This window comes from Pseudomonas sp. NFPP28 (assembly GCF_900115535.1).
Taxonomy (GTDB): domain Bacteria; phylum Pseudomonadota; class Gammaproteobacteria; order Pseudomonadales; family Pseudomonadaceae; genus Aquipseudomonas; species Aquipseudomonas extremorientalis.
The window spans coordinates 104,311-129,110 of the sequence record NZ_FOWT01000006.1 but is presented as its reverse complement, the minus strand read 5'-3'; the positions used below and the strand labels follow the sequence as shown (position 1 = coordinate 129,110).

At 58.0% G+C, this 24,800-nt stretch carries 24 protein-coding genes and 3 pseudogenes; 11 read left to right on the top strand and 16 right to left on the bottom strand.

Translation table 11 applies throughout. The features are described 5' to 3' along the window. Nucleotides 1-273: 273 nt before the first annotated feature. From BM110_RS17020 to BM110_RS17010, 3 genes and pseudogenes are all read left to right on the top strand, one after another. Nucleotides 274-1,155, top strand: a pseudogene (locus BM110_RS17020) (DNA/RNA helicase, superfamily II protein); the annotation flags it as partial. After that, nucleotides 1,154-1,711: pseudogene (locus tag BM110_RS17015) on the top strand (transposase); the annotation flags it as partial. The pseudogenes BM110_RS17020 and BM110_RS17015, both read left to right, overlap by 2 nt. 494 nt (nucleotides 1,712-2,205) lie before the next feature. Continuing rightward, a complete protein-coding gene (locus BM110_RS17010) occupies nucleotides 2,206-3,057 on the top strand; it encodes an AraC family transcriptional regulator (RefSeq protein ID WP_092249233.1) in 852 nt (283 codons plus the stop codon). Nucleotides 3,058-3,066: 9 nt separating this feature from the next. Here BM110_RS17010 and BM110_RS17005 read toward each other — a convergent pair whose 3' ends face one another. Beyond that, nucleotides 3,067-3,246, bottom strand: coding sequence for a hypothetical protein (locus BM110_RS17005; protein ID WP_092249236.1), 180 nt, complete (start codon nucleotides 3,244-3,246; stop codon nucleotides 3,067-3,069). 120 nt (nucleotides 3,247-3,366) lie between these two features. Between BM110_RS17005 and BM110_RS17000 the strand changes: the two genes are divergently transcribed. From BM110_RS17000 to BM110_RS16990, 3 genes are all read left to right on the top strand, one after another. Next, nucleotides 3,367-5,679, top strand: a complete 2,313-nt coding sequence (locus BM110_RS17000) for a TonB-dependent siderophore receptor (RefSeq protein ID WP_256575437.1) — start codon at nucleotides 3,367-3,369, stop codon at nucleotides 5,677-5,679. 74 nt (nucleotides 5,680-5,753) lie between these two features. Beyond that, nucleotides 5,754-6,209 (top strand): hypothetical protein, encoded by a 456-nt coding sequence (locus BM110_RS16995; protein WP_092249239.1) that lies wholly within the window; start codon nucleotides 5,754-5,756, stop codon nucleotides 6,207-6,209. Further along, on the top strand, nucleotides 6,196-6,597 hold the full coding sequence (locus BM110_RS16990; protein ID WP_092249242.1) for a hypothetical protein: 402 nt from the start codon (nucleotides 6,196-6,198) through the stop codon (nucleotides 6,595-6,597). The genes BM110_RS16995 and BM110_RS16990 overlap by 14 nt, the downstream gene beginning before the upstream one ends. Before the next feature lie 78 nt (nucleotides 6,598-6,675). Here the strand turns inward: BM110_RS16990 and BM110_RS30200 are convergent. The 11 genes and pseudogenes from BM110_RS30200 to BM110_RS16940 form a co-directional block, all read right to left on the bottom strand. Beyond that, nucleotides 6,676-6,875: pseudogene (locus BM110_RS30200) on the bottom strand (type VI secretion protein); the annotation flags it as partial. A 104-nt stretch (nucleotides 6,876-6,979) separates the two neighbouring features. After that, nucleotides 6,980-8,056 (bottom strand): protein-glutamate methylesterase/protein-glutamine glutaminase, encoded by a 1,077-nt coding sequence (locus BM110_RS16985; protein ID WP_093513874.1) that lies wholly within the window; start codon nucleotides 8,054-8,056, stop codon nucleotides 6,980-6,982. Continuing rightward, on the bottom strand, nucleotides 8,019-8,552 hold the full coding sequence (gene cheD / locus BM110_RS16980; protein WP_058423385.1) for a chemoreceptor glutamine deamidase CheD: 534 nt from the start codon (nucleotides 8,550-8,552) through the stop codon (nucleotides 8,019-8,021). The genes BM110_RS16985 and cheD overlap by 38 nt, the downstream gene beginning before the upstream one ends. After that, a complete protein-coding gene (locus BM110_RS16975) occupies nucleotides 8,549-9,358 on the bottom strand; it encodes a CheR family methyltransferase (protein WP_093513873.1) in 810 nt (269 codons plus the stop codon). The genes cheD and BM110_RS16975 overlap by 4 nt, the downstream gene beginning before the upstream one ends. 9 nt (nucleotides 9,359-9,367) lie before the next feature. Further along, entirely contained in the window at nucleotides 9,368-9,907 is a 540-nt protein-coding gene (locus BM110_RS16970; RefSeq protein WP_092249254.1) for a chemotaxis protein CheW, read from the bottom strand. Between the two features lie 39 nt (nucleotides 9,908-9,946). Beyond that, a complete protein-coding gene (locus BM110_RS16965; RefSeq protein ID WP_092249257.1) occupies nucleotides 9,947-11,605 on the bottom strand; it encodes a methyl-accepting chemotaxis protein in 1,659 nt (552 codons plus the stop codon). A 29-nt stretch (nucleotides 11,606-11,634) separates the two neighbouring features. Beyond that, nucleotides 11,635-13,674, bottom strand: coding sequence for a chemotaxis protein CheA (locus tag BM110_RS16960; protein WP_093513872.1), 2,040 nt, complete (start codon nucleotides 13,672-13,674; stop codon nucleotides 11,635-11,637). 40 nt (nucleotides 13,675-13,714) lie between these two features. Next, nucleotides 13,715-14,002 carry an STAS domain-containing protein gene (locus tag BM110_RS16955; RefSeq protein ID WP_058423390.1) on the bottom strand — a complete coding sequence of 96 codons (288 nt, stop codon included), beginning with the start codon at nucleotides 14,000-14,002 and terminating at the stop codon, nucleotides 13,715-13,717. A gap of 23 nt (nucleotides 14,003-14,025) precedes the next feature. Further along, entirely contained in the window at nucleotides 14,026-14,394 is a 369-nt protein-coding gene (locus BM110_RS16950; protein WP_058423391.1) for a response regulator, read from the bottom strand. Nucleotides 14,395-14,403: 9 nt separating this feature from the next. After that, nucleotides 14,404-15,315: a methyl-accepting chemotaxis protein gene (locus tag BM110_RS16945; RefSeq protein WP_371914395.1), complete on the bottom strand. Its 912-nt coding sequence runs from the start codon at nucleotides 15,313-15,315 to the stop codon at nucleotides 14,404-14,406. 476 nt (nucleotides 15,316-15,791) lie between these two features. Next, on the bottom strand, nucleotides 15,792-16,076 hold the full coding sequence (locus BM110_RS16940; RefSeq protein WP_093513871.1) for a hypothetical protein: 285 nt from the start codon (nucleotides 16,074-16,076) through the stop codon (nucleotides 15,792-15,794). 274 nt (nucleotides 16,077-16,350) lie between these two features. Here BM110_RS16940 and BM110_RS16935 point away from each other — a divergent pair, with 274 nt between their 5' ends. Then, nucleotides 16,351-16,680: a hypothetical protein gene (locus BM110_RS16935; protein WP_093513870.1), complete on the top strand. Its 330-nt coding sequence runs from the start codon at nucleotides 16,351-16,353 to the stop codon at nucleotides 16,678-16,680. Nucleotides 16,681-16,688: 8 nt separating this feature from the next. Here the strand turns inward: BM110_RS16935 and BM110_RS16930 are convergent, their stop codons facing one another. Beyond that, nucleotides 16,689-17,324: a LysE family translocator gene (locus BM110_RS16930; protein ID WP_024077308.1), complete on the bottom strand. Its 636-nt coding sequence runs from the start codon at nucleotides 17,322-17,324 to the stop codon at nucleotides 16,689-16,691. A gap of 138 nt (nucleotides 17,325-17,462) precedes the next feature. Here BM110_RS16930 and BM110_RS16925 point away from each other — a divergent pair, with 138 nt between their 5' ends. Beyond that, entirely contained in the window at nucleotides 17,463-17,831 is a 369-nt protein-coding gene (locus BM110_RS16925; protein ID WP_071489223.1) for a PH domain-containing protein, read from the top strand. 88 nt (nucleotides 17,832-17,919) lie between these two features. On the opposite strand, the gene BM110_RS16920 is transcribed toward BM110_RS16925, so the two are convergent. Beyond that, entirely contained in the window at nucleotides 17,920-19,674 is a 1,755-nt protein-coding gene (locus tag BM110_RS16920; protein ID WP_093513869.1) for a hypothetical protein, read from the bottom strand. Between the two features lie 432 nt (nucleotides 19,675-20,106). Here BM110_RS16920 and BM110_RS16915 point away from each other — a divergent pair, with 432 nt between their 5' ends. From BM110_RS16915 to BM110_RS16905, 3 genes are all read left to right on the top strand, one after another. Then, the gene (locus tag BM110_RS16915; protein WP_093128339.1) at nucleotides 20,107-21,270 is read left to right on the top strand and encodes an S-type pyocin domain-containing protein; all 1,164 of its coding nucleotides are present in this window, start codon (nucleotides 20,107-20,109) and stop codon (nucleotides 21,268-21,270) included. A gap of 15 nt (nucleotides 21,271-21,285) precedes the next feature. Then, on the top strand, nucleotides 21,286-21,573 hold the full coding sequence (locus BM110_RS16910; RefSeq protein WP_071496423.1) for a colicin E3-like toxin immunity protein: 288 nt from the start codon (nucleotides 21,286-21,288) through the stop codon (nucleotides 21,571-21,573). A 145-nt stretch (nucleotides 21,574-21,718) separates the two neighbouring features. Beyond that, the gene (locus BM110_RS16905; RefSeq protein ID WP_371914427.1) at nucleotides 21,719-22,060 is read left to right on the top strand and encodes a hypothetical protein; all 342 of its coding nucleotides are present in this window, start codon (nucleotides 21,719-21,721) and stop codon (nucleotides 22,058-22,060) included. Between the two features lie 3 nt (nucleotides 22,061-22,063). Here BM110_RS16905 and BM110_RS16900 read toward each other — a convergent pair whose 3' ends face one another. Beyond that, on the bottom strand, nucleotides 22,064-22,630 hold the full coding sequence (locus tag BM110_RS16900) for a hypothetical protein (RefSeq protein ID WP_092249296.1): 567 nt from the start codon (nucleotides 22,628-22,630) through the stop codon (nucleotides 22,064-22,066). Nucleotides 22,631-22,697: 67 nt separating this feature from the next. After that, nucleotides 22,698-24,797 (bottom strand): hypothetical protein, encoded by a 2,100-nt coding sequence (locus BM110_RS16895; protein ID WP_256575436.1) that lies wholly within the window; start codon nucleotides 24,795-24,797, stop codon nucleotides 22,698-22,700. Nucleotides 24,798-24,800 lie beyond the last annotated feature (3 nt).

Genomic DNA, 24,800 nt, shown 5'->3' with positions numbered 1-24,800 from the left:
TCATGCGAATGGGTGGCAGCTATGCGCGGGCTGAGAAACCGGGACAATAGGAACCCGGCAGACCCGAAGGTCTCCCACGCATAGCCACCATGACACAGACATGCGGGCACAAAAAAGCGCCAACAGTCTAATGGATGGTGGCGCCTATGCGCCTATTGTTTCTCGGATTCTCAAGTCCGGTCGCTGGGTTGGAAGCGACGGAGAAAAAGTAGCTCAGGAGCGCCTGGAGATGAAAGTTAGTATCTGTGGCGAGAGATTTCCGGCGGCCAGTCTGGAGGGTTGCGGGCGTTAGGAAGAGGAAAGTCGTGCACAAACCCCGCTTACGTGCAGGCGTGGCGCTTGCTGTTTCTCTCTACGGGCGAGAAGACGTTGGCGCAGCACATGGCAGACGTCAACAAAGAGCTGAAAGCCGGTATGGAAGTTCGCATGCTCGCCCTGCCAGCTGACAAGAGCAAAGGCCTCGGCATGTTCGATGAGCTGAACGGTTTTGAGGACGCTGCTGCCCTCTCCGATGCGCTCAAGGTCCGTGTAGCCAAATACTACGGCACACCCCTCACCGCCTTCCTGCACGCACTGTGCGCGCCTGGAGAAATGCTCAGATGGTCGGTGATCGTTCGCCGCACGGTGGAGCAGTTCATCACACAAAACCTACCCGCATCGGCCAGTGGACAGGCCCAGCGTGCAGCCCTTCGCTTTGGCCTCGCAGCAGCGGCCGGAGAGTTGGCCACCGCTTTCGGCGTCACCGGCTGGCCTGACGGCACAGCCACGACCGCCGCGCGCGTGTGTCTGCATGCGTGGCTGGCCGAGCATGGCGGCGCCGGAAATTTCGAGGGTGATGCGATTTTGGCGCGGCTGAGACAGGTCATTGAGCGGTTTGGAGAAAGCCGCTTTACCCGCTGGGAATCTGCTGCCGCAAAAATCGATGAACACGGCCCACGCACGATTGATCGGCTGGGCTTTCGCAAGACCCTGGAACACGGCATGGGGGACGCACTGCACACCACCAACACCTACTACGTGCTGCCGGAAGCCTGGAGGGCTGAAATCTTCAAGGGCATGAATATCAGTGCGGTGAACAAGGAGCTGCTGCAACGGGGCGTGCTCGAGCCGGGAACCGACGGAAAGGCGTACAGCTTGATTCGCCTGCCCGGGTTACGGTACCGCGTCGATGCTGGCCTGGATGTTGGAGGAAAAGGACATCGAGCCACATGTGCCGGTGTGGGACAAAACCGAACGCAAGAACGACAGTTTTTCGAGCAACGATTTCCACTGGAATGAAGAGGCTGAGGAATACTGCTGCCCGGCTGGCAATGCATTACGTAGCGAATGGCGAGCCTTCAAGAACGAGCGTTCGCACGTCACCAAAGCCAACACCATTATCTTCCGATCCAGGCAGACCGACTGCGTTGCCTGTCCGATGAAAGCCAAGTGCTGCCCGAACACTGCGTTCCGCAAGATCGCCCGCAGCGTCCATGAAGCCGCGCGCGATGTGGCTCGGCGAATCGCAACGACACCTGCGTACGTGCGCTCTCGCCACGAACGTAAGAAGGTCGAAATGTTGTTTGCCCACCTCAAGCGCATCCTGAAACTGGATCGCTTGCGACTACGTGGCATGAGTGGCGCGACCGATGAGTTCACGCTGGCGGCCGCGGTGCAGAACCTACGACGTCTGGCCAAATTTACCTCTCAAGGGCCACCGGTTACGGGATAGGTGCGTCTGCACAAAGCAAAAACCCTCAAACCAACCCAATAACCGAGCTGCAAAGCTCAACAAAGGGCCAGAAAACCACTCGATGTGGTGAGTAGGTTCTCCGGTGGAGATCGTGCGTGAGTTCAGCCGATCTGCAAATCCGACTTTTTCAACAGAATCGGCCAGAAGCAGTCAATGTCCAAGTACTTTCAATAGATCGTTCCTGTCGCTGGGCCTGATCCAGGCCTCGTGAACGTACTACTTGAGTCATTCGATGGTGCTCAGGTTGAATTTGCCGCTGGAGCCCGCTATTTGACCCAAACATTGGTGGAACAAGATCCAGCGCGCGAGGACCTTGGAACGGGTTGTCCGTCGCCAAGAAAATTGGCCTCTCCCCTCCTGGAGTAGCCAGGCCTCGGGCGTAAGGAATGGCTAGACGTTATTGAGCAAGTTGGTCATAGTATTTTCCGATTAGGCCAAAGCCTCATCTTCCATCCGAGGCTCTACGAGACAACATGTCTAGCATCGCAATCTCCGATCTAACGGTGCCTTGGGACGTCGACAGCGTCTCGCGCCCCGTTGTGGCGTTAGGTGCCACATCGGTGACAAAGGACTGGGAAAACGCGAGGCATCAGCACCGCAAAGCGCAGCTGATCTACTCCCTACGCGGTATTCTCAACTGCGAAATTGAAGACGGTGTCTGGATCGTGCCGCCGCAGTGCGCCGTATGGATACCGGGAGATTTGCCACACGCGGCGCGGGGGGCGGGTGAAACGGAATGCTATTGCCTGTTCGTTGAGCCAGACGCAGCACCGGACCTTCCGAAAAACTGTTGCACGATTTCGGTGTCGCCATTACTACGCGAGTTGCTACTGACGGTGGCCGGGTTTCCTGAGTTATACGCGCAGGGTGGACGAGAAGACCGTTTGATTGCCGCGTTGCTCGATGAGTTGGTGGCGGCACCGGTGGAAGACTTGCATCTGCCCATGCCGCGTGATCCCCGATTGCGCCGCCTCGTGGAAATGATGCTGGCCGACCCCACGGACAAGACCTCGAAGGCCGATTGGGCTACTCGAATTGGCATGAGCGAGCGAAGCATGAGCCGTCTTTTGCTGCATGAAATTGGAATGAGCTTTGGGGGCTGGCGTCGGCAGCTGCATGTGATCCTTGCACTTCAACGTTTGACGAAGGGCGAAAGCGTGCAAACGGTAGCATTAGAGCTGGGGTACGAAAACGCCAGCGGTTTCATAACTATGTTCCGCAAGGCCATGGGCAAACCTCCGGCACGATACCTATCGGATCGCATCAGCGGCGCAGAGCTCGCTTCCGTGCCCGGTATCATCCTCCCCAATGAAATATCCCCCTGATGCATCCGATTATCTTGGTTCGGGACCAGCGGCCGCCCACCGTCGCCTGTAGTCCTTCCTTGCGAAGTTGCTGACATTTCGCAACGTTGTGATGTTGGTGAAGGCTGGTTCCTCGTCGAGAGCAAAGCCTTTCTCGAATACCAGCAGCTGCAAATGTTCGTGCAACGCCAGGTCTTCGACGAAAACCATCCGGGCACCTGCATAACATCACAATTGGCCTAACTGAATAACAATCTGGCCTAGTTTCGCCATCACTCCCAGCGGTCTCTATTGTTAAATGTAACATCCAAATACAAATGAGTATTGTTGATGTTCATCATCGTAACTGTTGGGAAGTTCCGTTGGCCAATTGATAAGCGCGCACAGCCCACTGGCTATCCTCATTTGGATCGGCCGTACAAGAGCGAAATCAGGAGCGCGCCCCGCACCGTGCTGGGCTCGGCAGTTGCGGCGGCAGTTCTCATTAGTGCGCAGGGCGCATTCGCGGCCGAGCCAGGGCAGATTCAGACCAAGACCGGTGGAAAGCCTCAAGAGGAGATAGCCTTGCCGGCCATCACCGTAACGGGCCCTGTGGATACGGCGACCACCGAAGGTACTGGTTCCTACACTACGGGCCAGACGTCGGTGGCGACGCACCTGCCGCTGTCGCTGCGGGAAACACCGCAGTCGGTGACGGTGATCACCCGCCAACGCATGGACGACCAGCAATTGAACTCGGTGCAGGGCGTGCTGGATAACACCACGGGCGTCTCGTCGTACCAATCAGACAGCGAACGGACGAGTTTCTATTCGCGTGGTTTCTTGATCAACAACGTTCAGTACGACGGCATACCCACTGTCGTCGGCGACATTGTCAACGGGAGCGGCATCGGCTCCCTCGATACCGCGTTCTACGATCGTGTCGAGGTCGTGCGCGGCGCCTCCGGCTTGCTGACCGGCACCGGCAATCCCTCGGCCGCCATCAACCTGGTGCGCAAACGGCCGACCCGCGAATTCTCGGCGTCCGCCTCGCTCGGTGCGGGGAGCTGGGACACCCACCGGGAAATGGCCGACGTATCGACTCCGTTGACCGAGGATGGCCGTATCCGCGCCCGCATGGTCGGGACGTCCCAGGAAGGAAACTCGTACATTGATGGGTACAAGCCCCAGAGAAAGGCGTTCTACGGCATCATTGAGGCAGATCTGACATCAGACACGACGGTGAGCCTGGGCTATGACTACCAGGACAGCACGCCGAAGGGCTCCACCTGGGGAGGCATGCCGCTATGGTTCAGCGACGGCACGCAGGCGGAGTATTCACGCTCCAAGAACTATGCGCAGAAATGGAGCCATTGGGACAACACGCTCAAGACGGCGTTTGCCGAGATCGAGCACCGCTTTGACAACGGCTGGAATCTCCGGGCTGTCGCTAATCAATACCGCACGGAATTCGATGCCGAACTGCTCGGCCTGGTCGGCCGCCCCGATCGCGCCACGGGACTGGGCTCCTTTCCCAACGGGGCTCTTCCGGTGGCACTGGCTTCCGAAGGTCGCAGCCGTCAAAACACCTTCGATGTGATGGCGAGCGGCCCCTTCGAACTGCTTGGCCGCCAGCATGATTTGGTGGTGGGGGCGACGAGTTCGCGCCGCACCGCCAGTCAGGACGCTATCGCTCCGTTCTATGCAGCCTTCACGCCGGTCAATGTCTATCAACTGAGCCCGGCCTTTCCCCGCCCCAACTTCGATGCCATGGCTTCGATACCGACTCGCACCCTGATCAAACAGAGCGGTGTCTATAGCGCAGCCCGGTTCTCGCTGGCCGAGCCTCTGAAACTCATTGTCGGCGGCCGCTTCAGCAACTACGAAATCGACGACGCCGTCGGCGGCTCGTCGTTGCACTACAAGAAGAGCAGTGAATTCACCCCGTACGCTGGTTTGATCTACGACATCGATAAGACCTATTCGGCCTACGTGAGCTACACGGGCATATTCAATCCGCAAACCGACTATCGCGACAGCAAGGGCAACGTGCTCACGCCGACAAAGGGAAAAACCAAGGAAGTCGGGCTTAAAGGCGCTTACCTGGATGGGCGTCTGAATGCGTCGGTGGCCTTGTTCCATACCGAGCTGGACAACGCTGCACAGATGGTCGCAGGAACCTATACGCCAAGTGGTGCCCAAGCCTATATGGGTTCGGATGGGACGAAGTCGCGCGGGATCGAGCTGGACTTGCAGGGCGAGCTGGCGCGTGGCTGGAACATCTATTCAGGCATCGCCCATTTCACGGCACAAGATGGCGATGGCGTCCGCTTGAATTCGCAAATACCGCGCACCACTGCCCAGCTTTTCAGCACCTACCAGTTGCCGGGAGAGTGGAACAAATTGACGCTGGGCGGAGGCGTCAAATGGCAAAGCCGCTTCTACCAGGCACCCAACACAGGCACCAGTTCGTTGGGTGGTGAACAAGGTTCTTATGCGCTGGTATCCCTGTTGGGGCGCTACTCCATCACGAAGCAGATCACCGCGGCAGTCAACGTCAACAACGTGCTCGACAAGAAGTACGCGTTGGAGAAAGGAGATTTTGACACTGTAGGTTATGGCGCACCACGCAACTTAATGGTGACGCTGGACTACAGGTATTGATTTCCCCTAATCGAACATTTCAACCGTTGTACATCGCAGACATACAACATCCATTGATTATCGAGAAAGCTCTTATGCCCAGTAAGCCTACCCTAGACCCCGCCCAAGACACGGCCAGGAACAACGCAAACAAAGTGGCCGTGTTTTGGCTGACGACAGCTGTGGGGGCCGTACTTTTTGTCACCTTTCAGTTATTTTTCTACGTAAACGATTTTGTGAGAGCGCACGGAGCGACACCTGCGATTACGTTTGAGCCCAATGTACTGTGGATGTTTTCAGCATTCTATGGTTCTTGGATCGTAACGGTCCTTCTCGCACTGATAGGAACCCGTAAGGCTCAGTGGGCAGCTTTGGTTCTCGGCAGCCTACTTCTCGCCCTGAATACCCTCGGAGGAATTTCCGACGGATTGCGCGACGGTTGGCACGTTGCTTTTTCGGCCGTGTTTTTCATTACGTTGCCAGGCGTGTTCGCCATTGCGGCCACCTGGCGCTGCATTAAAAACATAGGAAACGTCCATGTCGGTGAATAGTTCTGACTTCCCTTTTGTCTGGATGAGCCTTACGCAAGAGCCCGGACACGATCACCAAAAGGATTTCGCCGAATTCGAGGCCAATCTGCAGCGCGGGGAGTCCTTCGTAATCTTGACCGATACCGTACCTGCCGAAGACCATGAGCACTCACCGGAAGAAAAGAAACGCACCGCGCTCTGGATGAAAAAGCACAAGCTTGAATTGCGTAGGTTAGTTCTGGCTATGATCATGATCGAACCCAACTCGGCAAAACGTCTTGGTTTCAGGGCATTCGCAATCGTTTTTGCCAAGTTCTGGGGCTACCCTTTGCTTCTAGCTTCTTCACGCGAGCAAGCAATGGAGATGGCAAAGGAACTGCTCGCAAAGGATGGAAAGCCATCTCACTGATGGCCCATGCCGGCATCTGGTCTCCAATTAAACTCTGCCGCGGCGCATTGTCGCGGCGAGCTGCTGCTCTAACCCTTACTTGATCTCAGGCTTCCACAACACCAGCGAGAATCCCACGCCTACTGGCAGAGCATGAAGCGACGCCAGTAGAAGCCGGCCACGCCCCCCCCCATCCGACTTCGGGCGGTGCTCCAAGCCGGTTTCGGTGGCAATATCCCTGCCAGCTCCCCATTGCGCAGAGTTCCCGGACAACTCCAAGTGAGGATCACCCGCTGCCCGCCCCCTCTCAGCTCTCGAATTTCTCTATTTCTAAGAGCCGTGTTCGGTGCAGTGAACATCCTCAAACCACCGACCTACACACCCGCTACATCACCCTCCCCCCTCACTTATGCAAGATCGCCCGATAAATATCCTCCAGCGCCATGATGCGCTGAGCGGCGTTGAGTTTGATGGCTTCCTTGGGCATGCCGAACACCACGCAACTGGCTTCATCCTGGGCGACTGTCGCGGCCCCGGCCTCGAGCATTTCCTTGAGCCCGCGTGCGCCGTCGTCGCCCATGCCGGTCATGATGATGCCGGTGGCATTCCTGCCGGCGTAGCGGGCCACCGAGCGAAATAGCACATCCACGGAGGGGCGATGGCGGTTGACCAGCGGTCCATCGATCACCTGAGCGTGGTAATAGGCGCCGCTGCGGTTGACCATCAGGTGCTTGCCGCCGGGTGCGATCAGGGCCAAGCCAGGCAGGATACGGTCGTTGTTGCGCGCTTCGCGCACTTCGATTTCGCACACGCTGTTGAGGCGCTCGGCGAACGAAGCGGTGAACTTCTCGGGCATGTGCTGCACGATCACCATACCCGGGCATACGCGCGGCAGTGCCGTCAGCACGGCTTCCAGCGCTTGGGTGCCGCCGGTGGAGGTGCCGATGACGACGATGCGCTCGGTGGTCTGGGCCATGGCATGGCCATTGGCGGCGGGCAGGATCGCATCGGCACTGAGCTTGCTGGCTGGAACCAAGGGCGGGCTGACGCTGCGTTTTCCCAGGTTCCTGACGTTGGAGTTTGCGGCGGCCCGGATCGCGGCCACTAACTCGGCCGCCGATTCAATCAGGAAACTCTTCAGGCCGGTTGAGGGCTTGGTGATGATTTCCACAGCGCCCGCCGACAGCGCCTGCAGGGAGGTTTCCGCGCCTTTCTGGGTCAGCGAGGAGCAGATCACCACCGGCGTTGGCCGCTCGCTCATGATTTTCTTGAGAAACGTGATGCCGTCCATGCGCGGCATTTCGACGTCCAGCACGATCACGTCCGGCCATTCCCGCGCCAGTTTGTCCATGGCGAAAATCGGGTCGGAAGCCGCCCCCATGACGTGGATATCCGGCGTATCGCTGAGAATCGCCAGCAGTACCTGGCGCACCACGGCCGAATCATCGACCAGCAGCACACTGATTTTTTTGGTAGGCATCTTCTTGAAGTATTCCCATTGGTTGGTGCCGAACCCAGACGTTGCCGTTCCACAGGTCGAACATGATCGTGCGGTAACCGGTACTGCCCATGTCCTGGGCGGTCAGGTGCAGGTGATGACGCTCGGCCAGGGCCAGCGCCGCGCGAATATTCAGGCTGGCGACGTCCTGCGTCGGCAGACGGCGTTGCAGATCAGGAAACATCTCGCCGCCACCGAACAGCTTGACCTGGTAATCCCGTGCATGCGTGCCATTGATTTGCGCGTGACGCAGCAGCAGTTCCAGGGCTTCGTCGGCATACCGGCCATCGAGGGGCTGATGGTTGCGCAGGCGCCCCGGCAGCATGAAGTGACACATGCCGCCGATCAGCCGCTGCGGATGCCAAAAGGTAATCGCCACACAGGAGCCGAGCAAGGTCCGCAGGCGCGTCGGCCGCGTTGCAAAACTGACTTGGCCAGGCGCCAATACCACTTCGGTCGTACCCACAGGCTTTTTCATGGCTTGCGGTAAATCGACGGCGCCACCAGCTTCAAGGTGTCATTGACGCCGTGGAGGCTTTCGGAGTGACTGATGATCAAATAACCACCGCGTTTAAGCAGCGGCAACAGACGCGCGACCACCTGGCTCTTGGTCTGCTGATCGAAATAAATCATCACGTTGCGCAGGAAAATCACCTCGAACTCCCCCAGCGCCGGCAGCGCTTCGTTAAGGTTGACCTGGATAAAGTTGACGCGGTTGCGCACGGTCTTGTCGATCAGGACGGTGCCCTCCTGACGCCCTATGCCCTTGAGGCAGTACTTGACCAGCAGCGGCTGGGGCAATGTCTCGATGCGTTCCATTGAGTAATGCCCCGTGCGCGCCTTGGCCAGTACCTGGGAGCTGATGTCCGAGCCGATCACTTCCCAGGGCGTGGTACCGAGGCTTTCGGCCAGGGTCATCGCCAGGCTGTAGGGCTCTTCTCCGGTGGAACTGGCCGCGCTCCACACGCGAAACATCCGGCCCGGCGCGGCCTGGGGCAGCACGTGCTGACGCAGGAAGTCGAAGTGCTTGGGCTCGCGAAAAAAATAGGTTTCGTTGGTGGTCAGCAAATCCAGCGCAACCTGCAGTTCGCCCTTGCGCTGGTCATTCATGATCAGCTTGAAATACTCACCATAGCTCTGCAGCTCATAGTGCTTGAGGCGCTTGAACAGGCGCCCGGCCACCAGGGCTTTCTTGGCGGGCGACAGGTTGATGCCGGCCGCCCGGTACAGCCAGGTCTGGAACTGACCGAATTCATGATCGTCGATGGAGACGGTGTCTGACATGATCGAGCCTCAACGCAGGTCGAGGTCAGGGGCCGGCGCCTGGCCGGCCTCGGCCAAGCTGGACATCTCGTCGATGGACAGCACCTTGTCCACTTCCAGCACGATCACGAATTTGCCCTCGACCTTGGCCATGCCACTGATGAAATCGGCGCGAATGCGCGCACCGAAACTCGGTGGCGGTTCGATCTGCGTGGCGGGGATCTCCTGCACGGCAGATACCGTATCGACCAGCAGCCCGATGTCCTGTGGCTGACCGTCCTCGGTACTCGCCTCGATGATGATCACGCAGGAACGCCGGGTGATCGCCGAGTTGGCCCGCCCAAAGCGCGCCGACAAGTCCACCACCGGCACCACTGCGCCGCGCAGGTTGATCACCCCGCGCACGAAAGCGGGCATCATCGGCACCACGGTCAGGCTGCCGTATTCGATAATTTCCTTGATCCCCAGGATGCCGATGGCGAACATTTCGCCGCCCAGCATGAAGGTCAGGTACTGCGCATCCTCATCGACCGCCATCGCGGTCTGCCGAGTCGTCATTACTGCGCCCATGTCACTACTCTCCCTTGTAGGCCCGCATCGATCGTGCGATCAGAAGCGGGTGAAATCCGATTCGTCCGGGGCACTGGCCATGGTGTAGGCGAACGCCTTGCGCGGCGGCGTTGGTTTGGTGCGCGGCGGTTGACGGTTGGGCGTGCTGCCGGGGCTGTCCACGCCGGTGCTTTGCACCGCAGCCTTGGACGCTGAATCCAGCACGAAGAAACTCATGGCCTGTTGCAGTTGCTCGGCCTGGCTGCTCATTTCTTCGGCCGTGGCCGCCAGTTCCTCACTGCTCGAGGCGTTTTGCTGGGTCACTTGGTTGAGCTGGGTCATCGCCGTGTTGATCTGCGCGACACCGGCGGCCTGTTCTTCGGACGCCGCGCTGATTTCCTGCACCAGGTCGGACGTCTTGTTGATGGAAGGCACCATTTCGTCGAGCAACTTGCCGGCTTTCTCGGCCATCTCCACGCTGCTGGAAGAAAGTTCGCCGATTTCCTGGGCGGCGACCTGGCTGCGTTCGGCCAGCTTGCGCACTTCGGCGGCCACCACGGCGAACCCCTTGCCGTGCTCGCCGGCCCGGGCGGCCTCGATGGCGGCATTGAGCGCGAGCAGATTGGTCTGGTAAGCGATATCATCGATGATGCTGATGCGCTGGGCGATTTTCTTCATCGCCACCACCGTCTGCTGTACCGATTCGCCGCCCTCGGTGGCTTCCTTGGCCGCTTTGCTGGCCATGCCATCCGTGACCTTGGCGTTTTCGGTGTTCTGGTTGATGCTGGCGCTCATCTGTTCGACCGACGCACTGGTTTCCTCGACACTGGCGGCCTGTTCACTGGTGGCCTGGCTCATCGATTGCGCGGTGGCGCTGACTTGTTCGGAGGCGCTGGCGAGGTTATCGGAGGCGTTACGCACTTCGCCGATGATATGGGCCAGCTTGCCGACCATGTTGCGCATGGCGTTGAGCACCATGCCGGTTTCATCTTTGCCACCTGGCTCGATGTGCGCATTAAGGTTGCCTTCGGCCAATTGCTCGGCGGCGCTCGCCGCCTGGCGCAACGGCCGGGAAATGATCCGCGCGATGAATATCGCCAGGCCCAGACCGATCAGCAGGGATGCGGCCAGTACCGCGATGATCGACACGCGTGAGCTTTCATACAGCGCCGAGCCCTTGTCACCCGCGGCAGTGGCGCCGGCGTCATTGAGTTCGACCATTTTCTGCAGGCGGCTGGTCACCTCATCGAAATGCCCTTTGGATTCACCCCGGAGCAAACTGCGCGCCTGGGCTTCCTGGTTCTGACGGGAAAACTCCAGGACCTGCTTGCTGCTCGCAATGTAGGCGTCCCATGCGCTTTTCACGCTAAGCAGGAGTTGACGATCTTCATCGTTCGACAGCAATTGCTCGTAGGTCTGCATGCGGGTTTCGAACTGCTGGCGCGCCTCGGCGGCTTCGCGTTCGGCCTGGGCCTTTTCTTCGGGAATCTCGGTACCGATGTGGCGGTTTTCTTTCAAGCGATAGTTGGCGGCAAAAAAACGCATGCCTGCGGCGGCACGCATGGAGGGCATCCAGTTGCCCTTGATGTCCTGGGCGGCCTGGTTGACGGCACCGAGCTGAAGGATAGCGAAGGCGCCCATGGCCCCGGTGAGGGCCAGGACCACCAGGAACGAGCTGATCAGCTTGGTGGAAATTTTAAGATCGTAGAACCATTTCATCGGGGAACCTCCATGGAATTGCAAAGACGTCAGCGGGCGACGAGCGGTGGCGACTGAGGCGCCTGGGCCGTGCGGGCTTCCAGTTGTACGATTTGATTGAGTAGCGCCGGTACATCCAGGATCAAGGCCACCGCGCCGCTGCCCAGAATGGTCGAGCCACTGATACCGCGCAGTGCGCCGAACAGCTTGCCCAGGGGCTTGATCACGGTCTGGAACTCGCCGTGCAGGTCATCGACCACCAGCCCGGCCTTGTGCTCGGCATAGCGCACCACCACCACGTTCTGACGGCGCGCGGCCGGGCCTTCGTGGCTGAAGTGGTCGCGCAGGTCCACCAGGGGCAGCACCTCGCCACGCAGGTCCAGATAGCCCTGATCGCGGCTGGACTGGCGCTGGCGGTCATCCAGCTCAACGCATTCCTGGACCATGTCCAGCGGAATCACGTAGGTGGATTGGTCGATGCCGACCAGGAAGCCATTGATGATCGCCAGGGTCAGCGGCAAGCGAATGCGCACCACCGTGCCCTGGCCTGGGCGGCTGTCGAGGTCCACGGTGCCGCGCAACAGCGTGATATTGCGCTTGACCACGTCCATGCCGACGCCCCGCCCGGAGAGGTTGGTGACGGCCTCGGCGGTGGAGAAGCCCGCTTCGAAGATCAGGTTGTAGACCTCCTGGTCGGTGAGCACCGCGCCGCTGGCCACCAGCCCGCGTTCCTGGGCTTTTTCCAGAATGCGGTCGCGGTTGAGCCCGGCGCCGTCGTCGGCGATTTCGATAACGATGCTTCCAGAGTCGTGGTAGGCATTCAGGCTCAGATGGCCCTTGCTCGACTTGCCCGCCGCACGTCGCGCATCGGCACTTTCGATACCGTGGTCCATGGCGTTGCGCAGGAGGTGCATCAGCGGGTCGCCGATCTTCTCGACCACGGTCTTGTCCAGCTCGGTCTCCGCGCCGCTGATGATCAGCTCGATGTCCTTGCCCAGTTCCTGGCTGACATCGCGCACCACGCGGCGGAAGCGGTTGAACGTGTCGCCGATGGGGATCATGCGCAGGTGCAGGGCACCATCGAGGATCTCTTCCACCAGCCCCGACACCGTCGAGGTGGCCTCCTGCAGCGGGTCGTTGTTACAGGAACGCGCCAACAGGCTTGCGCCGGCGCTGGCGATCACCAATTCGCCGACCAGGTTGATCAACTCGTCGAGCTTGTCGGCGTTGACCCGAACATAACTGCCGTCGCGGGTTTTCGCCTCGCTGTTCGCTGGCTGGCGCTGGGGCGACGCGGGGGCCAGGCCTGGCTCGGCGTGCGCGATCAGGTCACTGCCGATGGCGACGCTGCTTTCGGGCGTTTCGTCAACGGCGCGGATCTGCACGTCACAGTCGTCGCGCACGAAGTCGAACACTTCGTTGAGCGTGGCATGGCTGGCCGTCGAACGCAGGTCGATCTCGAAGCCCAGGTAGCAGCTTTCCGGGTCCCAGTGCTCCAGGGCAGGGATGCTGTCGGTCAGGGTGGTGACCTGTACCATTTGCCCCAGCGTATCGAGGTAGCGCAGGAACGACAGCGGGTCCATGCCATTACGGAACACGTCCACGCCGAAACGCAGAGAAATATGCCAAAGCACATCGGCCCCCGTGTCGTCGTGCACCGCAGCGGGTACGACGTCGGCGGTGGCGGTGCGCAGCGGCTGGTAGTCGCTCAGCGCCTCGCGCAAGGTCTCACCGCGCTCCAGCGCGGCCGGGGTCGGCGTCTCACCGCGACTGGCGACCACGTCGATCAGTTCAAGCATGTGGTCGCCGCACTTGAGCAGCAGCGCGATCAACGCCGCGTCCACCGCCACACTGCCATCGCGCAGGCGGTCGAGAACGTCTTCGACGATATGCGTGAACCCCACGATCGACGCGAGGCCGAACAGCCCGGCGGACCCCTTGATAGTGTGCGCGGCGCGGAAAATTGCGCCGATGGCATCCTGGTCGCCGGGGTCGCTTTCCAACTGCAGCAGGGATTGCTCCATGGCCTGCAGCAGCTCGCGCGCCTCGACGATGAAGGTCTGCAGTGCCTGATCGAGATTGATGCTCACCTGGACTTTCCTTGTCGATCAATGAACGGGACAGTGCCGCTTAAAGCGCGGCGCTGCGACACAGTTGGAGCGCCTGCATGACTGCCTGGCTCTGGCCGGTCACACTCAAGGCGGTACCGGCAATGCCGGCTTCACGCTGGATGACGGCCAGCAACTGCAGGCCGGCACCGTCCATTTCCGTCACCTGGGACAGGTCCAGTTCCAGGCGCGGGGCCGCGCCCATCTGCGACAACAACGCGCCCGCCAGTTCAGCGACGGTGTAGATCGTGAGTTCGCCGTCGATGCCCACATGGGCGGTGTCGTCGATTGTTTCGTGAGTGATCGGCATGGTGGCCTCCCTGGCGCCGGGTGTCAGGGCAGGATCAATTTGGAGACCGCCGCCAGCATTTGCGCCGGCTGGAACGGCTTGACCACCCACGCCTTGGCGCCCGCGGCCTGGCCTTCGGCCTTCTTCGATTCCTGAGACTCGGTGGTCAGCATGATGATCGGTGTGAACTTGTAGTTGGCCAGCTTCTTCACCTCCTTGACGAAGGTGATGCCATCCATGTTGGGCATGTTCACGTCGCTGATGATCAGGTGCACTTTTTGCCCGGTCAGCTTGTTCAGGGCGTCCTTGCCGTCGCTGGCCTCGATCACGTCGTAACCGGCGCTTTTCAAGGCGATGCCGACCACTTGGCGCACGCTGCTGGAATCGTCGACCACTAATACATTCTTCGCCATGATGTGCTCCTAAAAGAAAGTGATGTCTTGGGAATTCGACTGCACAGCCGCCTCGCCGCGATGGAGGCGTCGTTGCTCGTCAGTGGCATAGGTGGTTTCCATGCGCGCCAGCCATTGGCGGGCGTCGATGGCCAGCGGCTGGTCCGGGGTCTGGTTGGCCTGTTGCAAATGGTCATGCAGGGCGTGCATGTTGTCGCGCACGTGACTGAGGATCTGGCTGACCCGGTCCTGGAATTGCAGGTTGACCAACACCTCGGTCATCTCATCGCGGATGCCGTAGCTTTCCTGCTTGAGCAGGTCGGCGGATTCGGCCAGGCGCCCAGTGATGTTCTGGAAGCGTGTGAGCACCATTTGAATACTGTTTTCGGACTCGGCCACCGAATGGCTATCCTGGTCGGCACTGCTGGACGCGGCCTGCACCAATTGAGTAATGGCGTTGTTGATGATGTCGACCTTGGCCGACATCTGCTGGCCCGTTTCACTGGATTTGCTCGACAGGCTGCGCACCGCATCGGCCACCACCGCGAAGCCGCGACCGGCCTCACCGGCGCGCGCCGCTTCGATGGCCGCGTTGAGGGCCAGCAGGTTGGTTTGTGCGGCAATCGCTGCCACATCAGCGGCCATGGTACGCAGTTCGCCCGTGTAGGCGGTCAGGCTGCGCACCTGCGCCAGGGTCTGGTCACGGCTGGTTTGAGTGGCCTTGAGCGAATTGATCACCTGGCTCAACTCGCTGTCACTGCGCGCCAGCACCTCAAGCGCGCCGTCAGCGGCCTGCCCGTCCAGCTCGCCGGCCGCGTGCTGCGACGCTTGTACCGTTTCCTCCAAGCGAGTGGCGATCCCGGTGAAACGGTTCACCAGGCTCACAATCGCTTCCTCGGTCTGATGGCGCGAGCTCTCCACCTGCTTGGCCCAGATGGGCATGGCACCCAGCAATACCTCATCGAGCTGTGCACGCGAGGCCAAGCCGTCATGTGCGTGCGCACTCGACTGGTCCGCCTGCGCCTGCGCAATCGCTCGCTGCAGTGCGTTGCGCTGTGAAGCCGCGCTCCAGGCACAGGCACCGAGGCCGATCACCACCAGTACCGCGCAGGCCAGCAGATTGGCCGGCGAGGTTGATTGCACGAGTATCCACAAAACGGCCGGCACGACCGGGATCAAGGCGAACCAACGGAAACGAGGATAAACGGGAAGGGGCATGCGGCTGGATAGGCGCTGGGGCATGAGTTCGGTCCTTGAACAGTGTTGCGGATATAAACGACATAGTGTTTATCCGCCCCTAGCGCCTCAACTTTAGGTCTGTTGAGTGCCTTCCGTCTGGTTTATGACCGATATGTTAATGACCCGTGGACCTGAGGCAGGCATTCCTTGAGGCCGCCCTTGCCGGGCGGCCGGTAGGGTTATTTCAACAAGGCAATCAGCGCGCAGACCACCGTGATCGCCAACGCCGGCCATTGCATTGGCATGAAAAAGAAGTGGTGGCGCACGCCATCGACGTGCGGTTGTCGGTTCAGTACAAAGCCCAGCAGGGTGTTGATCGCTGACCCCACCCCGAAGCCGAGCAACACCTGCATCAGCGATGTGTTGCCGGGTTTGACGCTGGGGTCGGGCCACAGCCCCATCAATAGCAGCACCATCGCCACCGGTGTAAACAACGTCAGCCAGCCTGCGCCGCGATAGATCATCGATTAATCCTCACAACTTGCGTGTCTGTGGGGGCCTGGGTGGGGAGTGAGTGCATGCGTGTTTGCGTCCTTGTAATGGGTCAAGCCTTGCACCGCCTCCGTCTGGTGGCCGAGTGCATTTGGCACGGCGAGTTGGAACATGGCTAATTAACATTGTTCCTTGGGCAAATGACTTCACAGGGGCGTGAGCCTGGCGGTTCGCGGTATTGGGGGCTTTTTTTTCCTGCCTGGAACAGTGATCATCGCCCTCCCCCAAGCCTTAGGAACCAAGACCATGGAGTTGACGCTGGAAGCTGTTGCGCTTTTTGCACTGAAGCTGGTGCACGAGACGGACGGCGGCAGCCCGGTCTTGCGGGACGATCCGGTGATGGATGGGTATGAGCGGGAGGTATTCGGGCTGCTGGTGCGGCAGGGAGACTTGGCGGCCATTCAATCCAAAGTCGCGGAATGTGTTGATCAAGCGCTTGAAGCACTGGGCGGGGCCGATACAGTGATGGGGCGCGAGTTGCAGCGCTTGGCGCTGAGCGTGCGCCAGACGTCGGCACTGGATGAACTCAATGCCCCGCTCAACGCACTCAAGGATTACCTGAAAGCCATCCTGTAACGCACGGTTCAGCGCCGCCCCTCCACCGCCATCCGCACCGCCAACCCCATCAATACCGAGCCCATCAACCAGCGCTGCACCACCTGCCAACCCGGCCGGGTAACGAAAAACACCGCGATGGACCCCGCCATTGTGGCAATCACGGCGTTGACGCTCACGCTGATGAAAATCTGCGTAAAGCCCAGCACCAGGGATTGCGTCAACACGCTGCCATGACCGTTCGGGTCGATGAACTGCGGCAGCAACGACAAATACATCACTGCCACCTTGGGGTTGAGCAGGTTGGTCACCAGGCCCATGGTGAACAGCTTGCGCGGGCTGTCCTTGGGCAGATCCCGCACCTGGAACGGCGAACGCCCACCCGGCCGGATCGCCTGCCAGGCCATGTAGGCCAGGTACAGCGCGCCGCCGAAACGCAGCGCGTCATAGGCAAACGGCACCGCCATGACCAGGGCCGTGATCCCCAAAGCCGCGCACACCATATAAACCAGAAACCCCAACGCCACGCCGCCGAGGGAAATCAACCCGGCCGTGCGGCCCTGGCAGATCGAACGGGAGATAAGGTAAATCATGTTCGGACCGGGCGTGAGCACCATGCCGAGTGAAATCAGCGCATAGGCCAGCCAACTGGACAGTTCGGGCATTGTTGGGCTCCTGGGTGTTAGGTTGTCGGCGAAACATTTGGCCAAGGTTGTCAGCTTGGCCGCCATGGTAGGGCGTTCAAAATGCGCGCGTTAGATACAGATCCGCGAGTAAAACGGCATACACCCAAGAGGCAGGACATGATCGACTTCAACAACAAAGGCTTCTTCAAGCTCAAGCAAAACAACGAATACGCCGAACGCGTCGCCGCCCTGCTGCTGGACGGCGAAGAAGTGGTCGACGCCTACAAGGCCATGCGCGACGGCGTGGTGTTCACCACCAAGCGCATCATCGCGGTGAACGTGCAGGGGATAACCGGCAGCAAGAAAGACTTCACGTCGCTGCCATATAAAAACATCGTGGCGTATTCGGTGGAGACATCCGGGACGTTTGACCTGGATTCGGAGCTGGAGATTTACTTTTCGTCGCTGGGCAAAGTGAAATTCGAATTTACCGGCAAGACTTCGATTGTGGAAATCTCGCGGTTGATTTCCAAACATCTGCTCTGACTCCTGGCCTTGAAAAGTCTACAGTGTGAAAGCCTGCACCGCTTAAACGATCGATGCAGTTTTCTCACTGTGACCGGCGAGCGTGATTTCACAGCAGCTTGCAGATGACCTTCAAGTCATCAAAAAGAAAGTGCGCGTTAGCTCGACAATAGACATCATAGTGCTCAGCCATCTGCCTGCCGCTCTGGGTATGATTGAAGTAAGCATCGACCATCTCCTGTGGCCGGTGCAACCGTGGTTTATTCAGAACTCGCTCCTCCGTAAGGTCTCGATTTTTGCGAACCTGCACGCGCCCGTTTCGCAGTAAATTACGGAGCAAATTCCACTCATAAAAGAAAAACCCGTCCAACTCATAAAAATTCAAAAATGGGATATTGTGCAATAACACGAAATAACTATTATGCTCATAAGCCCCGCCCACACCATGCCGACTTAACTTTTTGCGGATACTCTCATCACTCAGACTATCTCTAAGCACTGCTAACTGGCGAACAAAACCGGCGCGGAAATTATCATTAAGAAACAACTGACATTGTTCCGCGAGGTAGGTCGGCATGTCCGACAACTGATACTTAACCTGAACAAAGTAATAAATATCATCCTCTACATCCTGAAGAATAAAATCTATATCATACCCCTTAACCTTCGAATTATTGCTCGGCTTAAACTCATCATAGACCTTGAAGCGCGGATCATTAAGATCCCGAATGTAGTTGACGATATAATTTTTTTCGAACCCCACCCCTAGCAAGTGACCAAAATTTTGGCCTTTCTCACTTCCTTTTGCCTCACCCAATAAAAACCTGACAAACTTTCTCAACCCATACTTAAAGTTCAGCGCCCCCCTGATATATACGCCGCCTTTGTATTCAATAAAGCTGCTAGCTGAGTCCAACGTGGGTGAACGTCCAATCAGCGCACTGTTGATCATATCCACTGTTGCGGAGCTGACAATACTTCTCAAGTAGGCTTCGTCGGTCGTGACTTGACCTGAAATCACACGCAGCTCAAGGTGAACTGCAAAATCGACGATTTCTCGCAGGTACTGATATTTCGGATGCCGGACCATATCTTCTGACAAATAGTCGGCGTGTATGGAAAAACATTTATCCAAGGTCTGATCAACCAAAAGTTTTCGGAGCGCCTCTGGCAATCGCCCATATCTTTGAAGTAAAGGTATAGCGTCATGCCGAGAAATCAAGTCACTGATCTTTGAATTAGCCTCGGTAATTTCCGCTAGCCAAAAACCCTTAACCCGTCGTTGTAGCTTCACAGTAGGCGTAATATGAAGAGTGTCTCCCGCCAGCCTAGCCGTCAGCAGACCTTGCGCCATCAGAAAATAAACTTCACTTAGGTAGTAACTCGTCCATAAATTAGCATTCATGAGGATGGCCAAATTATGAACTGCACGCAGCTTCAAGCTTTCGGCAACCCTATTACAAGTATATTCGAGCGCTGCCCACGTATAAGACGCATTAAACCCAGCGATCATTTCGCGTCGAGACGCTGACTTAATGTCCTCTCCCGACAATAAAACTCCAACCTTGAAATACAGACCTAACTGATCAGTAAAACGATGCATGGTTTCCTGATTAAGGGGTGTGTAGTCTTCAAATAAATAATCAGGCAGGGTGTCGCGGGCATGCCGCAAGTTAACGCTAAGCTTTTCCCAGAGTAACGATTGGATCTGCTCGGAGCGAATCAGGCTACGCAGTAACGGGATACGGTAAAGCACTCGAGTGTGCCACTTGAGACGTTCCCCTACTGGAGGCTCCGTGGTCATTACCGCCATAGGATTATGCAAAAAGGCAAGCAGCGCTGGATCAACGTTGTCATAAATCATAAATAGTTTCCTGTTCGCTCTTTATTACCTTTACCCCCGGCGTTTCATACGGCCAGTTTCCGAGGCTATCAAACCGCAGGCGCGATGCGAAGGATGTCTATATGCGGGCGCAGTTTTATCTTCTTTATCAAAGATATAAATGTCAGTTTTCAATTGGCTCCGCAACCAAGGTTCCCATTTCGGCTGGCGTTGCGCGGCAACTTTTACCTCCTTTTCTCACGGACGGATCGTTTGAGAGATACAACTCCGGTATTACGCAACCTGATTGAGTCCAATGCTAAACGAAAAAAACAGAAAACGAGATAATCGAAACGTGCCTTTCCAACCAGATCTCAGTCCACTTTTCCCACACGTACAATCGAATTAAGCCGACATAAGCTTCTGCTCGCGCGCTCGTAGGCTCACCTCCTCGCACAAGGACGTGAGCCCGTCATGCCAGAACGCTCTTACCCACCCACCGAAGAAGAGTTACGCAAACAACGCATCCTGACGCCGCAGCCATCGCGTGCGCCGTATTCGCCATCGGTTGATTTTTTCGAGCCATCCCCTGCCCCAGCCCCTACGCGAGCCAAACCTCCCGGCTGCGTCTTCATGAAGCCTTGCCAACTGCCTGACGGCATCACTCATTACTTCGACCAGGCCGGGTATGTCCCGCTGGAGCTGATCAAGGAGTACGGCCACTTAAGCCTGCTGGGTGGGCGTGAGGTGGATAGCAGGGGCGCGGTTGCCTTGCGCAAGATCGGCGGCAGCACATTGCCTGCAGGTTTGGGCCAGTTGGCGTTGCGGTCGGCCGTTTGGGAGTCGGCGGCAACTGCCGTTGGATCGGTCGCCGGGGGCCTGCTGACGGGCTTGGTGGCGCTGGCCTGGCCGTCAGAGCTGGGTGATAGCGCGCTCTACAGCGAGGAGCAGTTGCGTTCGATGCAACGGGCGCGGTCGCAGATGCGGTTGCATATCGAGCAACGCGAGGACGGCACGCTCAAGGGGTATGGGTTCTACACGGGCAACCATGCCGATTGGCAGATGATTGATGTGGTGCAGTTCCAAAACCGTAGCGATCAGTTTGTAGCGGATTTGGGTGAGGGTGTGGAGTTGATCTGGACACCCGCCGTTGATCCCAGCGACACGCTGGGGATTCCGCCATTGGAGGCTGCGCCGCAAGCGCCGATGATCTGGATTTATCCGCCGACGGAGAAAGCGGCGCAGATTCTGGTGAACCCGGTTTATCCGCCGGAGTATCGGGATTTTATTCTGGTGTTCCCGGTGGAGTCGGGGGTACGGCCGCTGTATGTGGTGGTCAACAAGCCAAGGAAAGGGCTCAGAAACCCAGACCATGACTACTTCCCAGCCCCCAAAGCCGAAGATATAACAGGCTTCCCTGGTCTGATTCCGCAAAGGCCTGTGACGCCAAGAAGAGGGGGCGTTGGCTTACGCGAACGTTGGATAGACGCAAAAGGAAAAAGAATATTTGAATGGGATTCCAAGAAAGCCGAGCTGGAAGTCTATCGAAAAAGTGACTTGGAACACCTCGGTGCATTTGATCCTTATACCGCCGAGCGTCGAGGACCGGCGGACCCGAAACGTCGAATTTATAGATAAAGAGGAATTCTGAAAATGGTGATGAAAATCAGACTGCGATGGTACGAAAAGCACAGCAATGACTTGAAAGCGGATGAATACTCAGCGGATATCGCTGACCCAGACAGTATTTTTGAAGCATTGGGCTTAAGCGAAGAGACCGCGATATATGCCGACGTATTCAACGTCCAACCCAATTGGATAACGCTAATTCAGCCGTACTTCCAGCACGTGATCCAACCCAACCGCCTCGACTACCAAATCTCCTTCCGCTACCAAGGCGCCTGGCCACCGCCTCCAAAACAATCCAAAAAGGCGTCGTGATGCAATGAAACCCACATCGCAAAAGCCCCTTCTCTACCGCTCAGTCAACACCCGAACCCATGGCGTGCGCCACGGCAGTTGTCGCGCCTACCGGTATGAGCGGCACACCAAAAGCGAAAAAGACAAACAATCAAACCGCGGTTCGATGCATAGCCATAAACGGCATGGCTTTGATTACACCCCGCTATTCCGCTTTCTACTTTCCAAAGTCGGTCACCCATGGGATCAGGTGTTCAGCGAAGCCAACGCCCGCCTGGATCGTCCGGAGCCGATGTTCTGGATGGTCGCGCAACATGAAAGCGACAAGCAGGATTACGTGAGAACGGATGAAAACAGCTACTACAGCGGCTTGTGGGTCGACGAAGGCGGCCTGCTGCAAAAGGTCAACCCACAGCTGACGCCCGAGCAGATGAAACCCTTCTGCAACTGCTGCACCCACACTTTCAACGGTGTGGTATTCCCGCAGGGTCTACCACACCACGGCTAACCCTCAACCCGACTTACCCCCACTCCCCGCCTCAGCCACCGGTACCCGATTTGCCGGGTCCGTCACGTCATACACATGCTGCTCACACCCCGAACCCTTGAATTGGAATTCCACCAGATACACTTTTGCCTTCTCCGGGCTAAACGTATTCATCTCCGGCCCGCAGGTGTAGTAGTAACCAGTACGGGTGTCGTTCGCGTAACCCGATACAGTGAGTTTCTTGCCGGGGTCGGCCTGGATTTCCAGTTGTGGGAAACGCTTGAAGCCCGCACTGGCCACGGTCTGGTTGAGCTTGGCGATCCAGTTGAAGACCTTGCCTTCGCCGGTGTCCATCACCGTGCCGAGGGCTTCCATGCGTGAGTCAGGATCGCCTTCGCGACTGATCGAGAAGTCGACGGCGGGGGTGCCGCCACTGGACTTCATAATGACTTTGGCGTGTTCCGCATCCACAGCCACGGTTTTCTGGCGAAACTGAATGCCGTCCTTGAACAGGCTGGATGATGAGTCGCGTTGGTTGGATTGGCAGGCGCCCAGGGCCAGAGCGAGGGAGAGCAATGCGATTCGCTTCACGGAGGATATCCTTATCGAATGAGGGTGATGAAGAGACTAGGGCTCACAGGGAATGTTCCAAACCTTATCACCTGTCAATTTTGCGCAGTTTGCCGCCTGAAACCGACTGTGCCACGGCCAATTGCTCCTCGAAGCTGAAACCCGAAAGCTCGTAGAACAGACTCCGCACTGGCTGAGCCTGTTCGCCCCGCAGGGGGTACCTGTGCAGCCGGGGCTGGGCCATGGTTCGGTAGACCCTGATCAGAGCCGGGTTCGCGGCATAACCTGCGAACTCACGCTGCGCACTTTCCACATCGCTATATAAGGCATAGCCGTAGTCGTGAGCGGTATCGGAGTCCGCGCGTCCTCCAAACCGGACTTCGCCATCCTTGAGAAAATGCCTGAGCAAGTGAGGATCCAGAATGGGCACGTCGTCATATGCAAAACCGGCGTGATAAGGACCACTGACGATCACCAGCGGCAGCACGGTGACTTCGGACGCGTCGCTGAGGTGAGGAAAATACTGGCTGCAAAATGCCCCCAGTCCTTGCTGAATATGCTGGGCTTTTCGCCGCGCCTGGCGGGCTTTATGGATGATGCCATTGTTGTCGGAAAAATCGTTGTGGTAATCCAGCGGTGTTATCGGTGCTCGACGACTGCGCAATTCACACACCACCAGCAGACTGCCAAACGAGAACACAAGGTCGATCTCCTCGACAACCTTGGACGGTCCTCTGAACTTCACCGCCCCCAACCATGTCAAGCCCGCCATGATCGGGTTGGTTTTGCGACAATCTTCCAACACCGCGAGCAGGTAACGTTCAAACAGTCGTCCGCGTTGCTTCCCTTTGGGGTCGATGATGCTGAGCCAGATATCAAAATTCCTGGAAATGCTGGCCGTCAACGGCGCACTGATCGGAATCAGTACGTCTTCATCCACCTTCACCAACGGTCGCGACCACAGGTCGTGCTGCAGGCTCTTGGCCTCGTAAAGGAGCAGATCAATGGCCGCGTTTACCTGTTCAACTGCAAGCCCCGTGGACTCTGCAAGCCGTTCGACAAGAGTGTTGCGGGAAAACCGCGGACACAGCTTGAGCAGGTCTTCCCACTGCCGAGGCGCAGGCATCTGCCCATAGCGCTCTTTGAGTTGCGCCGCGATCACCGCAAGGTGCAGCCAGATATGCAGCAGGTTTTGGCACTCTGTACTTTTTACAGCCGGGTCGAGAGAGGCATCGAACAACGGATGCAGGTACTCGTCGATCATGTAATACGGCGACAGATACGCATAAAGCGCGGCTGTCTGGACGCTGTCGCTTAATTCAGACCAGTTGCCGATCGACAACACGTCGGCGCCGACGCATAGGATATAGCGCTGCCACCCGAGCCGGGGCACATAGGTTTGGCGACCCTGATGAAGGTCGTTGGAAATTCTCAGACCGTTAGTACCGTTGTGGTGATCACGGCGGTATTCATAAATCACTTTGACCAGATCCAGATGCTCCGACGCAGAGGAGAGCAGTACGCCTTTGGAGTCGGCAAAAAACTCCATGCCGCCGTACAACAACTCTTGCCAGATTTTTTTGAAACTATGGGTCAGTTGAACCAGGTCGCTTTCATAGGCAAAAAAGTTGATAGCGCTGAGCATATGCGGGCAGTTGTCGGGGAACAGCACACGCAGGTCATGGCGGTTTTGATAAAGATCCCAGATCGGCCCGCAGAGCGAATCCAGCCGCAGCATGTTGAGGTGATCCGGTGGCAGGCCGGACTCACCGTTGGTCAATGAAGAACGGAATGAAAGGTGCTCTTCAAGGGATGCTGTCGGGTTGGCCTCGACGGCGTGCAGGGCCTCGGCGGACATTGCGCAGAAAAAGTGATTGGCCGACCCGATATGTGCGCTGATCAGCGCGTCATACGTCAGCGGCTCATCTGTACTGAACGAATAGTGCAGACGGCTGCTCTTCACCCGTTTAAATTGGGTGTTCAGCCAGCGTGCGCCTTCCAGGAAGCCTCTTTCGATGCTGTGCCCAGGATAAAGCGCCTGGTATTTCACAATCCAATCGTTGATGTCGAACTCGTCGAGCATCGCGGGGTGTGCCAGTTGTTTGTTGCGGGCGAGCTTGAGCAGTTGCCGGTCCATCAGCGTGCCTCTGGTTTTTTTAAGGTAAAGCCCGCAGGCTTCGATCGACACCAA

What these genes read in the sequence shown, in the direction of transcription:
- BM110_RS17010 (WP_092249233.1), top strand. Translation starts at nt 2,206, where the DNA reads ATGTCTAGCATCGCAATCTCCGATCTAACGGTGCCTTGGGACGTCGAC.
- BM110_RS17005 (WP_092249236.1), bottom strand. Translation starts at nt 3,246, where the DNA reads ATGGTTTTCGTCGAAGACCTGGCGTTGCACGAACATTTGCAGCTGCTG.
- BM110_RS17000 (WP_256575437.1), top strand. Translation starts at nt 3,367, where the DNA reads ATGTTCATCATCGTAACTGTTGGGAAGTTCCGTTGGCCAATTGATAAG.
- BM110_RS16995 (WP_092249239.1), top strand. Translation starts at nt 5,754, where the DNA reads ATGCCCAGTAAGCCTACCCTAGACCCCGCCCAAGACACGGCCAGGAAC.
- BM110_RS16990 (WP_092249242.1), top strand. Translation starts at nt 6,196, where the DNA reads ATGTCGGTGAATAGTTCTGACTTCCCTTTTGTCTGGATGAGCCTTACG.
- BM110_RS16985 (WP_093513874.1), bottom strand. Translation starts at nt 8,056, where the DNA reads ATGCCTACCAAAAAAATCAGTGTGCTGCTGGTCGATGATTCGGCCGTG.
- cheD (WP_058423385.1), bottom strand. Translation starts at nt 8,552, where the DNA reads ATGAAAAAGCCTGTGGGTACGACCGAAGTGGTATTGGCGCCTGGCCAA.
- BM110_RS16975 (WP_093513873.1), bottom strand. Translation starts at nt 9,358, where the DNA reads ATGTCAGACACCGTCTCCATCGACGATCATGAATTCGGTCAGTTCCAG.
- BM110_RS16970 (WP_092249254.1), bottom strand. Translation starts at nt 9,907, where the DNA reads ATGGGCGCAGTAATGACGACTCGGCAGACCGCGATGGCGGTCGATGAG.
- BM110_RS16965 (WP_092249257.1), bottom strand. Translation starts at nt 11,605, where the DNA reads ATGAAATGGTTCTACGATCTTAAAATTTCCACCAAGCTGATCAGCTCG.
- BM110_RS16955 (WP_058423390.1), bottom strand. Translation starts at nt 14,002, where the DNA reads ATGCCGATCACTCACGAAACAATCGACGACACCGCCCATGTGGGCATC.
- BM110_RS16950 (WP_058423391.1), bottom strand. Translation starts at nt 14,394, where the DNA reads ATGGCGAAGAATGTATTAGTGGTCGACGATTCCAGCAGCGTGCGCCAA.
- BM110_RS16945 (WP_371914395.1), bottom strand. Translation starts at nt 15,315, where the DNA reads ATGCCCATCTGGGCCAAGCAGGTGGAGAGCTCGCGCCATCAGACCGAG.
- BM110_RS16940 (WP_093513871.1), bottom strand. Translation starts at nt 16,076, where the DNA reads ATGATCTATCGCGGCGCAGGCTGGCTGACGTTGTTTACACCGGTGGCG.
- BM110_RS16935 (WP_093513870.1), top strand. Translation starts at nt 16,351, where the DNA reads ATGGAGTTGACGCTGGAAGCTGTTGCGCTTTTTGCACTGAAGCTGGTG.
- BM110_RS16930 (WP_024077308.1), bottom strand. Translation starts at nt 17,324, where the DNA reads ATGCCCGAACTGTCCAGTTGGCTGGCCTATGCGCTGATTTCACTCGGC.
- BM110_RS16925 (WP_071489223.1), top strand. Translation starts at nt 17,463, where the DNA reads ATGATCGACTTCAACAACAAAGGCTTCTTCAAGCTCAAGCAAAACAAC.
- BM110_RS16920 (WP_093513869.1), bottom strand. Translation starts at nt 19,674, where the DNA reads ATGATTTATGACAACGTTGATCCAGCGCTGCTTGCCTTTTTGCATAAT.
- BM110_RS16915 (WP_093128339.1), top strand. Translation starts at nt 20,107, where the DNA reads ATGCCAGAACGCTCTTACCCACCCACCGAAGAAGAGTTACGCAAACAA.
- BM110_RS16910 (WP_071496423.1), top strand. Translation starts at nt 21,286, where the DNA reads ATGGTGATGAAAATCAGACTGCGATGGTACGAAAAGCACAGCAATGAC.
- BM110_RS16905 (WP_371914427.1), top strand. Translation starts at nt 21,719, where the DNA reads ATGCATAGCCATAAACGGCATGGCTTTGATTACACCCCGCTATTCCGC.